Annotated in this window: 5 protein-coding genes and 2 pseudogenes; 2 read left to right on the forward strand and 5 right to left on the reverse strand. The window is 69.6% G+C overall.

Annotation, left to right across the window (positions count from 1 at the left end):
• Positions 1–87 precede the first annotated feature (87 nt).
• The 4 genes from ACFYZJ_RS01055 to ACFYZJ_RS01070 all read right to left on the reverse strand — a co-directional run bounded on the left by ACFYZJ_RS01055 (position 88) and on the right by ACFYZJ_RS01070 (position 10,341).
• Positions 88–4,416 (reverse strand): Eco57I restriction-modification methylase domain-containing protein, encoded by a 4,329-nt coding sequence (locus tag ACFYZJ_RS01055; protein WP_388561481.1) that lies wholly within the window; start codon positions 4,414–4,416, stop codon positions 88–90.
• A complete protein-coding gene (gene drmD, locus ACFYZJ_RS01060; RefSeq protein ID WP_388561483.1) occupies positions 4,413–7,655 on the reverse strand; it encodes a DISARM system SNF2-like helicase DrmD in 3,243 nt (1,080 codons plus the stop codon). Before drmD ends, ACFYZJ_RS01055 begins: the two co-directional genes overlap by 4 nt.
• Positions 7,656–7,807: 152 nt before the next feature.
• Entirely contained in the window at positions 7,808–9,097 is a 1,290-nt protein-coding gene (locus tag ACFYZJ_RS01065) for a protein kinase (RefSeq protein ID WP_388561485.1), read from the reverse strand.
• A 296-nt stretch (positions 9,098–9,393) separates the two neighbouring features.
• Entirely contained in the window at positions 9,394–10,341 is a 948-nt protein-coding gene (locus ACFYZJ_RS01070; RefSeq protein WP_388561487.1) for a serine/threonine-protein kinase, read from the reverse strand.
• Between the two features lie 136 nt (positions 10,342–10,477).
• On the opposite strand from ACFYZJ_RS01070, the gene ACFYZJ_RS01075 reads away from it, so the two are divergent.
• Together ACFYZJ_RS01075 and ACFYZJ_RS01080 are read left to right on the forward strand one after the other, a co-directional pair.
• Complete coding sequence (locus ACFYZJ_RS01075) at positions 10,478–12,463, forward strand: N-6 DNA methylase (RefSeq protein WP_388561489.1); 1,986 nt, start codon at positions 10,478–10,480, stop codon at positions 12,461–12,463.
• 291 nt (positions 12,464–12,754) lie between these two features.
• Positions 12,755–12,973 (forward strand): annotated as a pseudogene (locus ACFYZJ_RS01080) (class I SAM-dependent methyltransferase); the annotation flags it as partial.
• Positions 12,974–13,006: 33 nt separating this feature from the next.
• Here the strand turns inward: ACFYZJ_RS01080 and ACFYZJ_RS01085 are convergent.
• A pseudogene (locus tag ACFYZJ_RS01085) lies at positions 13,007–13,186 on the reverse strand (YciI family protein); the annotation flags it as partial.
• Between the last annotated feature and the right edge of the window lie 94 nt (positions 13,187–13,280).

The following is a 13,280-nucleotide window of genomic DNA, read 5'->3' on the forward strand; positions in this document are numbered from 1 at the left end:
CGGCAGGCGGCGGGCAGATGCAGGTCGACCGCGCCGCCGGGTCCCGAGCCGAGGAAATCAGGGGTGCGCGGGGGCGCACGGGCTGGTTCAGAAGATGGTGTCCTCGGTGCGGAAAAGCGCGCCGTCATTGAAGTCGGCTGCCTGGCCCTTCTTGGCCTGCGCCTTCCTTCGCCGGGCTTCCGGGGAGGGCGGGGGCAGATCGGGGTGCTTCTCCCTCGCCTTCTCCTCCGACACACCTTTGTGCAGGCCGAGGTGGACCTCGTCGGCGTACGCCTGGTGGTTCAACTGGCGCAGCCGGTCGAGGATCTCCGTGCAAGCCGACAGATTGATGGTGTAACAGGGACCCTGAGCTGTTTCAATGAATCCATGGCTCAGGATGACGGAACCGTGCATGGAGTCGGAAGGCTGAATTTGCCCCGTTTCACCCAAAAGGTCATTCCAGCCGTACGCCTCTACCACGCCCCTGTCAATCTCCTCATGAATACGCCTGAGTTCGACAACGTCCTCGTCGTCGCACGTCGCCATGTTCACCAGGTTGTACAGGGCGGTGAGCCCTGCGTTGCGAGCAAGCATCGCAGCTCGGCGGCAATGATCCAGGCGTCGACCCGCACGACACAACCGCTCGTTCAGAGCGGGACATACAAGGGTTTCAAAAATATCGGTCGGAGTGTACCGAATCCGTGTCTCCAGCGTTGAGGCACGATTGAGCATCCACCAATAATGAATGGAGGAATTGAGGAACGCGAAAAGAGCAGGATCCTCCGAGGCAAAGACGATCAACTGCTCATCGAACACCTGGCGACTGGGCACCAGGGCCGGAAGAGCATACTTCGACACACGCGGAAGAACAATTGCACGATCGAGTTCGTCAATCGCAGAGTACAGAGGAACTGTGGGCCTCTTGAACAACCACCACCGCTCACGGCAGAGCTTTTCCTTGTGCCTCGATCGTTCGGGCTTGACATGCTCTTGGACCCATCGGAAGGGAGCTTCGAACTTTGCCGCTTCCTCCTCTTTCATGTCCCGGAAGAAGATGACCCAATCCGCCGCTTGCTGTTGGGGATGACTGGTCACATCCTTCCCCTTGAGGAATGGCATGACAACCATCGCGTCACGCGCAGATCGGGAAATCATATCCATGGCTTTTCCGGTATCGAGTGTGAATCCAACTCCCTCCGCCTTGGAACCGTTGAACGCGATGTTCTTGTTCTGGACAAGTCGCTCGACCCACCCTGCTACACGGTTTTGCGCAGTGAGGGACGAGCTGATGGGCGAGGAAACGGAGAGGCCGTCGATCAGTCGGGGAACACCATCACCCAAGGGTTCACCGGACGTCCAAACGGCACAATATTCCAGAGCCGCCGATTTAGAGGGCCAAGGCCTGCTCTTGATAGCGGCCCGAATGTCGACGCCCTGCGCAACGATCTGTTCGAGTCCGACGTCCCGACTGTCCCCTTGAGCCAAGGTATTCGTGGCGATCAGTCCGGATTGCCCACCTCGCCTGATAAGCTGATGCACTCGCAAGAAAAAATAGGCGACGAGGTCAGCATTTCCTCGGGTACCCCTGGCCAGTTGTTCGACGAGATACTCGCGAAAAGCCTCCCCTGAAGCTCCGGTGATCAGACTGCCACCCAAGAAGGGCGGGTTACCAACGATCGCATGGAATCCACCACCCAGTGAAAATACTTCTGGAAACACCAACGGCCAATGCACGGGCCGCCGCTCCAACGCCCCTTCCGGCAGTTCCGCCCCCAGCCACTCCTCCGCCGTGGCCTGAGCCTGCCGCACCGCCTCGGAGTCGTCCTCGACCCCGTCCTCCATGATCCGCTGCACGATCCAAGCCGCCTGCGGAAACAGGTCCCTGACCCGCTCGCCGCCCTCCTCCGCGTACCACGGCACGCGACCCGAAGCGCACGTAGCCAGCGCCGCGCCAGCGACAAGGTCACCCACCAGCCGCAGCCGCCGTGAGTGGCGGTTGACCTCCTCCAACCGCTCCCGCTTCTTCTGAAGGGCCGGCAAATCGACACCCTTGATCGCCGTGATCGCCAGGCGCTCCCGGGTCAGCCGATCCACCAACTCACGCGCCTGCTCGGCCAGGATGTCGGCCTGTCGCTCCGGCTTCATGTGCACGCCCTGGATCTGCTCCATGCTGTGCACGCCCAGCAGCGAGTCCCCGCACACCAGCCGGTCGTCCAGGAACGTGAACGGCCGCTCCGGGTCCATCGACACCAGCCACAGCGACAGCTTGGCCATCTCCACCGCCATCGGGTTGATGTCCACCCCGTACAGGCAGTGCTCGATGATCTGGCGGCGGGCCTCGATGACCACCGGGTCCTGTTCCGCGTCCGCCGCCGTCACGGCATCCACGGCCCGCCCCGCCCGGTACGTCATCGCGTCCGCGCGGCCCTCGGACTCCCACGCCTCGATCAGCCGGTCCGCGAGGTAGCGGCACGCCGCCACCAGGAACGCCGCCGAGCCCATCGCTATGTCCGCGACCTTCAGGTCCAGGATCTGCTCGGAGGACTTCAGCCGCCACTCCCCCGTGTCCGCCGTCTGCAGCGGGCCCGGCTCGTACACCAGGGGTTCGAGCGCGTGCAGCACGACCTCCTCCGCGAGAAAGCGGGGCGTGTAGTGCGTGCCCGTGTTCTTCCGCAGCGAGGACTCCGTGACGTACAGGGCGCCGTTCGGGATGACCGTCGGCAGGCCCCGCAGGTCGTCGCGGAGGATGCCGATGAACGGCAGCAGGCGCTCCGTCAGTGCCGGGTCCTTCGTCACCGCGTTCAGGCGGCGACGCGCCTCCGCCGCGGCCTCGGCCGACAGCGGGGCGAGCTTCTTCTCCAACTGGCCCGCCGTCGCCGGGGGCTTCGGGTCCTTCCACCTGTCGTGGATCGCCTTCGCCAGCGTCTTCAGCGAGCCACCGGCCTTCGCCGCCAGGGACTCCAGCTCTCGCAGCGGCACCTCGTGTTCCAGGCCCTCGGGGCCTGTCAGACCCACCATGTGCTCGGTCGCGCGGCGGCCGTCGAAGGACAGCAGGCCCTCGTAGACGTAGCCGATCTGCTCGACGTCCAGGGCGCGGAAGCTCAGGGTGCGGACCTCGCGGTCCTTGCCCTTGCCGACGCGGACCTCCTGCACCGCCTGGAGCATGTGCAGCACCGTGCGGTCGTCTATGGGGAGGAGCGGGGTGGTGCGCTCCAGCCAGGGGTACGTGTCGGGGTCGAAGATCGAGCCGTCGTACGCCGGGAGGTGGAGGCCGGAACCCGGGTGGTCCACTCCCCCATGGACCGCGTGGAACAGTGCGATCAGGCGGTGCCATGCCGACCTGGTGTGCTCCAGCGACGCCTCGCCCTCTTCGTCCGCGCGCGCCTTCAGCTCGTCGCGCAGGAAGCGTGCGGAGTACGACCGCGCGTACACCTCGTTGTCCGCCGGCAACAGGCCCCGTTCCTCCGCGAAGAGGAGGAAGACTATGCGCATCATCACCGCGACCGCGGCGCGGTAGACCTCGCCAGCGCTGACGCCCGAGGCGTGCAGGCCGGGTGCGCCGTCCTCCATCGCCCTGACGTCGGCGCGCCCGATGGCGTCGACGAGGAGTTCCACCGCCTGCCGTACCTGGACGCCCAGCGCCTCGGTGACGTCCTCGCCGGCCGCCAGGCTCTCCTTGAGCAGCCCCACCAGCGTCTCGGGCTCGTCGTACTCGAAGAAGCGGCGCCGCCGCAGCAGCGACACGAAGGCGCGGACGACGTTTCGCTCCGCGGCCTCGTTCCAGCCGATCGCGTCGAAGACGGCCGTCGTCGTGACGCCGCCGAGCGGCGCCCAGACCAGGCACCACCAGCGGCCGTCGGTCACCAGGCCCAGCGGCACCCCGTGGTGGCGCAGCAGCCGGGCGAGGCGGTCGGCCGGGGCCGCCGCCCAGTCGCCGCCACCGCCCGCTCGGGCGGTGGGTGCGGTGCCCGCCGGCACCGTCATGCCGAGCAGCCGCACCCGCTTGGCGGCGGCCTCGGTGCTGGGCTCGGCCGCCAGATCCGTGCCCGGGTCGACGAGGGCGAAGTCGGGACGGACCTCGGTGTTGTGCTCCGCGACGCGCAGCGTGAGGCGGTCCAGGCCGTGGTGCTCCGACTCCCCCAGGCGGAGGGTCAAGGCGTCGTTCCAGCCGAGGAGTCGGCTCAGGATGTAGGCCACCCACTCGTCGCGGCCCGCCGTCGTGTCGGTCTGCCAGTCCGCGTGACGGGCACGCAGCCGGGCGCGCTCGTCCTTCTCCAGGGTGTCGAGCTGGGGCCAGGCCCGCAGCAGGACGGGCATGGTGAGGAAGGGGCCGGAGACCTCGGTGAGGTCCAGCCACTCCTGGTGCTGCCGGCGGCCGTCGATGGCCTGGGCCTTGGCGGCGGCTGCTCCACGGCTCACGGTGCGGCGGGGGCTCATCGGCGGGCTTCCTTTGCGGGAACGACGAAGACGACGGCGGCGGGGAAGAGGTGGGAGCGGGGCTCGCGGTAGCGGGCGGCGATGGCGGCGAGTTCGCGTTCTCGTTCGGCGGAAAGGCCCCCGAGGCGTTCCTGCCAGCGGCGGCGGTCGTCCTCGAACTGGCGGCGCTCGTGGCCGGTCAGCTCGTGGGTGGAGAGGAGGGCCAGCTGCTCGCCTTCCCCGTCCCCCTCCTCCTTGAGCTTGGCGCGCAGGGTGGCCTCGAAGCGTTCGAGGGTGGCCGTGATGCGGCGCTCCTCCTCTGTCCTGCGGTCGGCCAGCCGGCTCTCCAACTGGCGGCCGAGTTCGGCGGCTCGGGCCTCCAGGGAGCGGTAGAGGGGGTCACGGAGCTTCGGCCAGGCCTGCGTCAGTTCCTTGCGGAGGTGCGCGGCGGCCTCGATGCCCTCGGTGAGGGCCCGGGAGAGGACCCTGCCCTGCTCGTTCACGGACTCCCAGCGGCGGAAGCGGCCCGTGTCGCCGAACCAGCCGCCCGCGTACAGGACTTCCTCGTGCAGACGGGTGCCGTCGGTGCCGACCAGGACGTATCGCGCGTACGCGGAGACCAGGGTCGTCGTCACGGCCGGGTCGTCGGAGACGACGGCCGTGACACGGCTGAGGCCGATCGAGTCGGCGTTCCAGACGGCGGCGGTCAGCAGGCGCGTGGAGAGGGCCACCAGCGGGTGCTTGAGGTGGGCGAGGACCACGTCGTCCTTGGCCTGCGCGGCGACCACCGGGGAGAACGTGAGCGGGCGCTGTTCGCCCTCGCGGAGCTTGTGCGCGAGTCCCCGGGTCGCCCGCTCCCAGCTGCCGGACAGGGGTTGTACGTCGAAGAGGTCGCCCGGCTCGAAGTCCTCCGCCCGGACCGTCGACGGCAGCAGAGGCGGCTGGTGGTCCAGGGCCAGGGCCGTGTCGACCACACGCTTGACGTTGGCGGGGGTCAGCCCCAGCGCCGTCACCGTCTCGTCGTACTGGTCGGCGAGCCTCCTGGTCTGGGCGGTGACGTTCTGCTCGGGTGCGACCTCGCCACCGGTGCGGCGGCCCTTGATCTGCTTGGGCTTGGCGTTCTCGATGTCGACCGGAGTGGTGTCGCCGGTCATGCGGCGCTGTACGGCGTCGGCGAGGACGGCGTTGACGGAGCCGAGGTCGTGCTCCATGCGCGCGACCTTCTTGGCGACGCGGGAGAGGAATTCGAGGTCGGCCTCGTAGGAGCCGGCCTGGGCCTGCTGCCATCCGGAGCCGATGAAGTGGGTGATCTCCGGATCCTTCTGCTGTCCCCAGCGGTCGATGCGGCCTATGCGCTGTTCGAGCTTGTTGGGGTTGAAGGGTATGTCGTAGTTGATCAGGCGGTGGCAGTGGTTCTGCAGGTCGATGCCCTCGCCGGCGGCGTCGGTGGCGAGGAGGATGCGCACCTTGCCCTCGGGCCGGGTGGGGTCGGCCTGGAAGCCGAGGCGGATGCGTTCGCGCTCGTCGGCGGACAGGCCGCCGTGGAGGCGTTCCACGCGGCCGCCGTCGGTCAGTTCCTCCTGCTGGAGGAGGTCGTGGAGCCACTCCTGGGTGTCGCGGTACTCGGTGAAGACGACGACCCGCTCGTTGGTCCAGTGCTTGCCGTCGGACGTCCGGCAGATCGCCTTGAGTTCGCGGATGAAGCTCTCCGCCTTCGAGTCGGGGGCGGCCTCGTGGGTGAGGGCCCAGCGTTCCATCTCCTGGAGCAGGTCCAGTTCCCGGCTGTCCTCGGCCGGGGTCAGCGACGTGGAGCGGGTCAGCGCGTCGTCCTCGGCGTCGACGAGGCCGGTGTCGTCCAGGTCGGCGACCAGATCGGCGAACTCCTCCAGCCACTCGGGGACTTCGGCAGCGGCCGTGCGGCCACGCGCCGGGCCGGTGTCCGCGAGGTGGGAGAGGTAGACCTGGACGGTGTGGAGGAAGGCCGCCGGGGAGGAGAACAGGCGCTTCTTCAGCAGCAGGGTCACCAGGTCGGCGGCGCGGCGCCCACCACGGGCCTTCGGGGTCAGCTTCTTGCGGCGCAATTCCGCGAACGAGCCGAGCAGGGCGTGGATCTCGCGTTCCTGCGGTGTGTAGTCGACGGGGAGTTCGCGGGTGCGGCGGGTACGGAAGCGGGGCGTGCCGTCGGCGTTGGTGACGGTGGACTTCAGTCGTCGTACGACGGTGTCCTTCAGCGCCTCCTTGTCGGGGTCGACGCCGCGGGCGAAACGCTGGTCGTCGATGAGTTCCAGGAGCGCCGTGTACGACTCGGGGTAGCCGTTGTGCGGGGTGGCGGACAGGAAGAGCCGGTGCTCGAAGTGCGGGACGAGGCGCCGGATCAGCTTGGTCTGCTGGGAGTCGACGGCGTACACCTGCTTGGGCGCGGCGGGTGCGACGTGGTGGGCCTCGTCGAGGACGAGGAGGTCGAAGAAGCGCTTGTGCTCGCCGTCACCGCTCTCCTCGGGGGCGCCGATGACCTCGTCGAGGAGGCGCTGGGCCTTCTGGCCGCGCAGCCAGGGCAGGGAGACGATGGTGAGGGGGTGGACACGGAAGGGGTTGGCCGCGGTGCCGTGGGTGCGGCGCAGGCGGGCGCAGTGCTCGGAGTCGACGATGGTGAACTCCAGGCCGAACTTCTCGGCCATCTCGTCCCGCCACTTGAGGGTGAGGCCGGCCGGGCAGACGACCATGGTGCGGCGGGCCCGGCCGCGCAGCAGGAGTTCCTGTACGACGAGACCGGCCTCGATGGTCTTGCCGAGACCGACGTCGTCGGCGAGGAGGAGGTTGACGCGGGGTGCGCCGACCGCGCGCGACACCGGCTCCAGTTGGTACGGCTCCACGGCGACGCCCGAGCGGAACGGCGCCTGCAGCGTCTTGGCGTCGGCGGAGGCGACGGCGGACCAGCGTACGGCGTCGAGGAACGCGGCGAGCCGGTTCGGGGAGTCGTACGAGCCGGTGGAGGCGTCGGGCAGGGAACCCGCGGGCAGCACTCGGCGGCCGGGCTCGACCTCCCAGATGACGGAGAGGGTGTCGCCGAAGCGGCCGTCGGCCACGGACTGGAGGTGGACCAGCGTGGCGCTCCGGCGGTCGGCGTCGCCGTCGGCCGCCGGGGACCGCTCAACTCGGGCGACCACCCACGACTGTCCGCGTACCTCGACGAGATTGCCTTCCTCGGGAAGCTGTTCGGCTCCCGTCCGCTCGGTCGCACGCTGAACTGCTGACGTCATGGGTGCCGTTCCCCTCGGTGTCTCCTGCGCCGTCCGTAGACAGTGACCTGTCTCCCCTCCGGAACGGCGCGACGGGAGCGTAACACGAGCCGTCAACTGTGAACAGAGATTACAAAGTTGGAACTCCCGCTGCGGACCGGGCCACCGCTGCTTCAGGTCATGCGTCGGAGCCGACCCAGCAGGGCCCGGCTGCGTCCGCGCCCGGTGTCCCCCTCGGGCAGGATCCGGTCCTCCTCGTCGGCGAGGCGGCGCAGCAGTTCCTCGGCGGCATGCCGTTCTCCGGCGCGGACCAGCAGCACGGCGATCTCGTAGCGGGTGTCCAGCACGGCGGGGTGGCCCGGCCCGAGCAGGCTGCGCTGTTCGGCGAGGACGGACTTCAGCTCGTCCAGGGCCTCGCGGGTGCGGCCGAGCGCGCCCACGCACAGGGCGGCTCCGGCCCGGGCGGCGAGGATGCCCGCGCGGTCGAGGCCGGGGGCGGCCATCAGCTCCTGGTACTCCTCCAGGGCGCGGGCTGGACGGCCGGCCCGGCGCAGGGCCTCGATCTCGGCCAGCCGCGGGTGAACGGGCGCGACCTCGGCGGCAGGAGCCGGGCTGGGAGCCCAGGCGACGAGCAGGGCGGCCACCTCCGCGGCAGAGGCGGGCCGGTCCTCGGGCTTCTTCTCCAGCAGCCGCTCGACCAGCACCCGCAGTCCGTCCGGTACGTCGGGGCGGCGGTGGGCGAGCGGCGGGACGGGCTCGTTGGCGTGCCGGTGGTACAGCATGAAGGGGCTGCCGTCGGTGAAGGGGGGTGCGCCGGTGAGCAACTCGTACAGGACGCAGCCCAGCGAGTAGAGGTCACTGGCGGGCACCGTCCGGCCCACGGCCTGTTCCGGCGCCATGTAGACGACCGTGCCGGGGGTGGCGTTGGAGGCGGTGAAGCGGGTTTCGCCGGGCTGGGGCTCCAGTGCGGCGGCGACCCCGAAGTCCAGGACCTTGACCTCACCGTCGGGGGTGATCATCAGGTTGGACGGTTTGAGGTCGCGGTGCACGACGCCCTGACCGTGGGCGTAGGACAGCACCTCGGCTGTGCGGCGGGCGATGTCCGCTGCCTGCTCCGTGCCGAGCGGGCCGTCGTTCTTGACGACGGCGTCCAGGGCGCGGCCGGGGACGAGGTCCATGACCAGGTAGAGCTCGCCCTCGTGGTTGCCGTGGTCGTGCACGGCGGGGATGCCCGGGTGGCACAGGCGGCTGGTCAGGCGTATCTCGCGCAGGAAGCGGCGTTCCAGTGTGCTGAGTTCGGCGCCGCGACCACGGGGCGCGAGTACCTTGACGGCCACCTCACGGCCGTGGTCGCGGTCATGGGCCGCCCAGACGACCCCCATGCCGCCCCGGCCCAGTTCCTGCGTGAGCTCGTACCGCCCAAGGCTTCGCCGCATCGCGCCCCGCCCCCAGTCCCGGCGCATGCCGCGCCCGCCACCTCCCGTCGACCGGGAACATCACGGCACCCGGCCGAAGATGCCATTCTGTCACCGGTCACGGCACTCTTGCGCCCCGCGTGACCAGAAAGGTGGTGCCTACAACCGGCCCCGGGCAGCCGCCGGGACGGGCCTGCTCGCCTCACAGGGGCATCGGGCCCCGCGCGGGGCTCGGAAGGGCATCGGGCCCCGCGCGGGGCTCGGAAGGGCATCGGGCCCTGCGCGGGGCTCGGAAGGGCATCGGGCCTCGCGCGGGGCTCGGAAGGGCATCGGGCCCTACGGACTCAGAGGGGCATCGGGCCCTGCGGGACAAGGAACGGGCGGCGGGGATCCTCGGGCGGAGTACGCCTGACGGCCAGTTCGGGATCCGGCTTCGGCAGATGGGGTGCGAGGGCGGCGTAGACCTCTGCGGCGGACGAGGGGCGCTCGTCCGGTCGCTTGGCGAGCAGGGCCGTGATCAGGTCCTGGAGGTCGCCGGGCACGTCCACCCCCGCGTCGGCGACGAGGGGCGGGGGTGAAGTGAGGTGGTGGGAGGCGAGGAGCGCCGGCTGACGGGTGGGGAAGGGGGCCTCGCCGGTGAGCATGTGGTGCAGCAGGCAACCCACGGCATACAGGTCGCTGCGGCCGTCGAGCTCGTCCCGGCCGGCCAGCATCTCGGGAGAGGCGCAGAAGAGGTTGCCGATGCCCTCGCCGGTCGCCGTCAGCCGGGGATCCGTGTCACTGAGCAGCTTGACCAGTCCGAAGTCCAGGATCTTCACGATGCCGTCCCGTCGGACCATGATGTTCTGTGTCTTCAGGTCGCGGTGGACGAGGTCGGCGCCATGGACCGCGGACAGTCCCGCGCACAACTGGGCGGCGACGGCGGCTGCCGACGGGACGTCGAACCGCCCCTCCGGCTGCTGGTCGAAGAGGTACTCCAGCGTGGTGCCCTCGATCAGTTCCATCACCAGGCAACAGGTGTCGTCCGTGCTCGACGCGTCGAAGACGGTGGCGACGTTCGTGTGATCCAGCCGCGCGGCGGCCCGCGCCTCCCGCCCGAACCGCGTCAGGGCCGCGTCTCGGCTGCTCGGCACGGCCAGCAGGTCCGCGGCGACGGTCTTCACCGCGACGGGCCGGTCGAGGGGCAGGTCACGCCCCTGCCACACCTGCCCCATCACGCCTCGACCCAGCACCGACTCCAGTCGATAGCGGTCACGGAGCACCGATCCCGGTACGAGACCCGGCATATTCATGGACCTCCACATTCCCCACACATCAACGTGGAACGCGAACTCTGTGAACAAAGTCAATAAGCGTAGTAGCCTTCCCTGCAATCCGGCCGCTGGGACGCCGACCAGCCCAGCCGCCCAGTACCTCGGAGACTGATCGATGAGTACCCCCGACGCCGTACCCGTCAGCCTGGCCGAGATCGCCCGGATCGCAGGAGTCGGCCGAGCGGCGGTGAGCAACTGGCGCCGCCGTCACGACTCCTTCCCCACGCGGATCGCAGGCACCGACGTCAGCCCGCAGTTCTCGCTGGCCGAGGTCGAACAGTGGCTGCGGGACAACGGCAAGCTCGACGACATCGGCGGCCGCGAACTCCTCTGGCCGCGTTTCGAGGCGCTCGGCAGCCGGAACGAGTCGGGGCTGGCGGTGGCGGAGGCCGCTCGCCGGATGCGTTCCTCCAGGGCACGGACCGGCCGTCCCGAACTCTCCGCGCAGGCCCGGGACCTGGTGGCCGAGGCCGCGAAGCTGGGGCGGAAGGAGGGGCCGCGGGAGACCTTCGAGTTCCTGCTGCAACGGTGGCTGGAGACCCATGTCCGGCAACTCAGCACCACGCCCCCACCACTCGCGACGCTGATGGCCCGGATCGCCCTCGCCGTCCGTCTCGGCCCCGGGGACGGCGGACTGACCTTCCTCGATCCGGCGTGCGGCACCGGGCACCTGGCCGCCGCGGCCGCGCAGGAGTACGACGGCCCGGGGCTCGAGCTGCTGGCGTGCGAACGGGACCCGGCGCTGGCCGCGTTGGCGTCCGCGCGGCTCGACTTCGCTGCGGAGGGCCGTGACATCCGTACGCGGATCGCCACGGGCGACTCGCTGCGGGAAGACCCCTTCGCCCCGGCCAGGGCCGACATCGCCCTGTGCAACCCCCCGTTCAACGAACGTGACTGGGGCTACGAGGAGCTCGCCACCGACGAGCGCTGGACCCATGGGCTGCCTCCGCGCACCGAGCCCGAACTGGCTTGGGTGCAGCACGTCCTCTCCCACCTCAAGCCCGGCGGGTCTGCCGTGCTCGTCCTTCCGCCCGCGGTCGCCTCGCGCAAGGCGGGCCGTCGTATCCGCGGCTCGCTGCTGCGCACCGGAGCACTCCGGGCGGTGGTGGCGCTGCCTCCCGGTTGCGCCCAACCGCACAGTGTGTCCCTGCAGTTGTGGATCCTGCGGGCGGCGGCGGACAGCCCCGCGGCCGCTCCCCCGAGCCAGGACGCCCTCCTGGTGGACGCCACACGTTTCGCACGACCGGGAACCCGCGAGCCGAACCCCGACTGGGACACTCTCGGTTCGTTCGTCCTCACCGCGCTGGCGACCCTGGACTGTCCCGGCCAGGAGCCGCCGGAGGGCGCTGTTCGCGTTCCTCTGCTCGACCTCCTGGACGACGAGGTCGATGTCACTCCGGGTCGCCACACCGCGTCGATGACGGAACCTTCCGGCAAGGAACTGGCTGCGAAGTGGGACGAGTTCGGGTCGCTGCTGACCGACCTGGCCGACCACGCGCGACACCTCTCCGGACTCTGCGTCGAGACCGGCACGTCCCCGACCACGGTGACCGTGCAAGACCTGGTCAAAGCCGGTGCCCTGACGCTGCGCGCCGGTCAGCAGCCCCCGGAGACGACGGCACCGACCGGCGGGGCCGCGGTGCCGCTCCTCACCGTCGCCGACCTCCTGCACGACGGCAGTCCGGGCGGACTCCTGTCCATCGACTCGGCGCACGCCATCGCCGAGCAGGGTGACGTCGTGGTCGCGGGAGTGAGCCGGGCCTTCCAGGCGTGGGTCCACGAAGGACCACCGATGGCTGTCGGTCCCCAGCTCTACGTCCTGCGGGCCGACCCGGAGAAGCTGGACGCCCACTTCCTCGCGGGCTGTCTGCGCGCGCCGGCCAACGGGCGCCAGGCAGGCACCCACGCCTCCACTTCCTCCCGGGTGGACATCCGACGTCTGCAGGTGCTCCAGCTTCCCCTGGAGAAGCAGGTGGCGTACGCCGAGACGTTCCGTCGCCTCAGCGCCTTCGAGGCACTGCTCGCCAAAGCCGACGGTTTGGGCAAGGGGCTGGCGGGCGACATGAGCGACCGGCTGGTGGCAGGCGGGCTGACCACCTGACGCCCATCTGCCCGGCTCTGCGAGCGAATTGATCCTTCGGCGTGGAAGGTGGCCGGCACGGTGAAGACGGATGAGCGCAGGACGCGGGTACGTGAGGTCCGCCGTCGGCTCGCTCAGGAGGGACCTCCCTGGACGCGGGACCGCCAGGCGGACTTCGAGACGGTCACCGTGCCGGAACGCGATTGCGACCAGCTGCGCGACCTGTTGATCTCCGAGGGCGTGCAGACGGTGGTCGAGGTCGGTCTCGCGTACGCGAGTTCCGCGCTCGCGATCGGCGAGGCGCTGATCACTGTGAATCCGCCGCACCCGCGGCATGTGATCATCGACCCGTTCCAAGAACGCGACTGGTCCGACGTCGGGTTGGGCCTGCTGTGCTCTGCGGGGCTGGATTCCATCGCCTCCCTCCTGCGCACCCCGTCATCGATCGCGTTCCCGCACCTCCTCAGCGAGAGCTTCACCGCCGATGCCGCGTTCGTGGACGGCAGCCACCGGTTCCATGAAGTCTTTGTCGACCTCTACTTCCTGCGAAAGATTGTTCGACCTGGCGGGCTGATCGTCATCGACGATGTGGACGCTACCGGTGGGGATGTCGCTGGCGAAGGTCGGGCCGCGAGCGATCATCTCCTGCGCGTACCGGTCCATGTATGACCAGTGCTCTTCCCGCAGTTCGTGGCGCAACGCCACGGAGCCGGACCGATCACGGTGGTAGCAGAAGAACTCCATGGCCACAGACCTTTCCCCAAAGCCGGGCGATGTCTCAACCGGCTTTGTCGAGCCCATGGATCGGCGAACGGGGAGAACCGGCGCGGTAGCGTGG

Source organism: Streptomyces sp. NPDC001848 (genome assembly GCF_042891915.1).
In the GTDB taxonomy this organism is placed as follows: Bacteria; Actinomycetota; Actinomycetes; order Streptomycetales; family Streptomycetaceae; genus Streptomyces.

Excerpts from the sequence above, each read along its gene's own strand:
- ACFYZJ_RS01055 (WP_388561481.1), bottom strand. The coding sequence starts at position 4,416 with ATGAGCCCCCGCCGCACCGTGAGCCGTGGAGCAGCCGCCGCCAAGGCC.
- drmD (WP_388561483.1), bottom strand. The coding sequence starts at position 7,655 with ATGACGTCAGCAGTTCAGCGTGCGACCGAGCGGACGGGAGCCGAACAG.
- ACFYZJ_RS01065 (WP_388561485.1), bottom strand. The coding sequence starts at position 9,097 with ATGCGCCGGGACTGGGGGCGGGGCGCGATGCGGCGAAGCCTTGGGCGG.
- ACFYZJ_RS01070 (WP_388561487.1), bottom strand. The coding sequence starts at position 10,341 with ATGAATATGCCGGGTCTCGTACCGGGATCGGTGCTCCGTGACCGCTAT.
- ACFYZJ_RS01075 (WP_388561489.1), top strand. The coding sequence starts at position 10,478 with ATGAGTACCCCCGACGCCGTACCCGTCAGCCTGGCCGAGATCGCCCGG.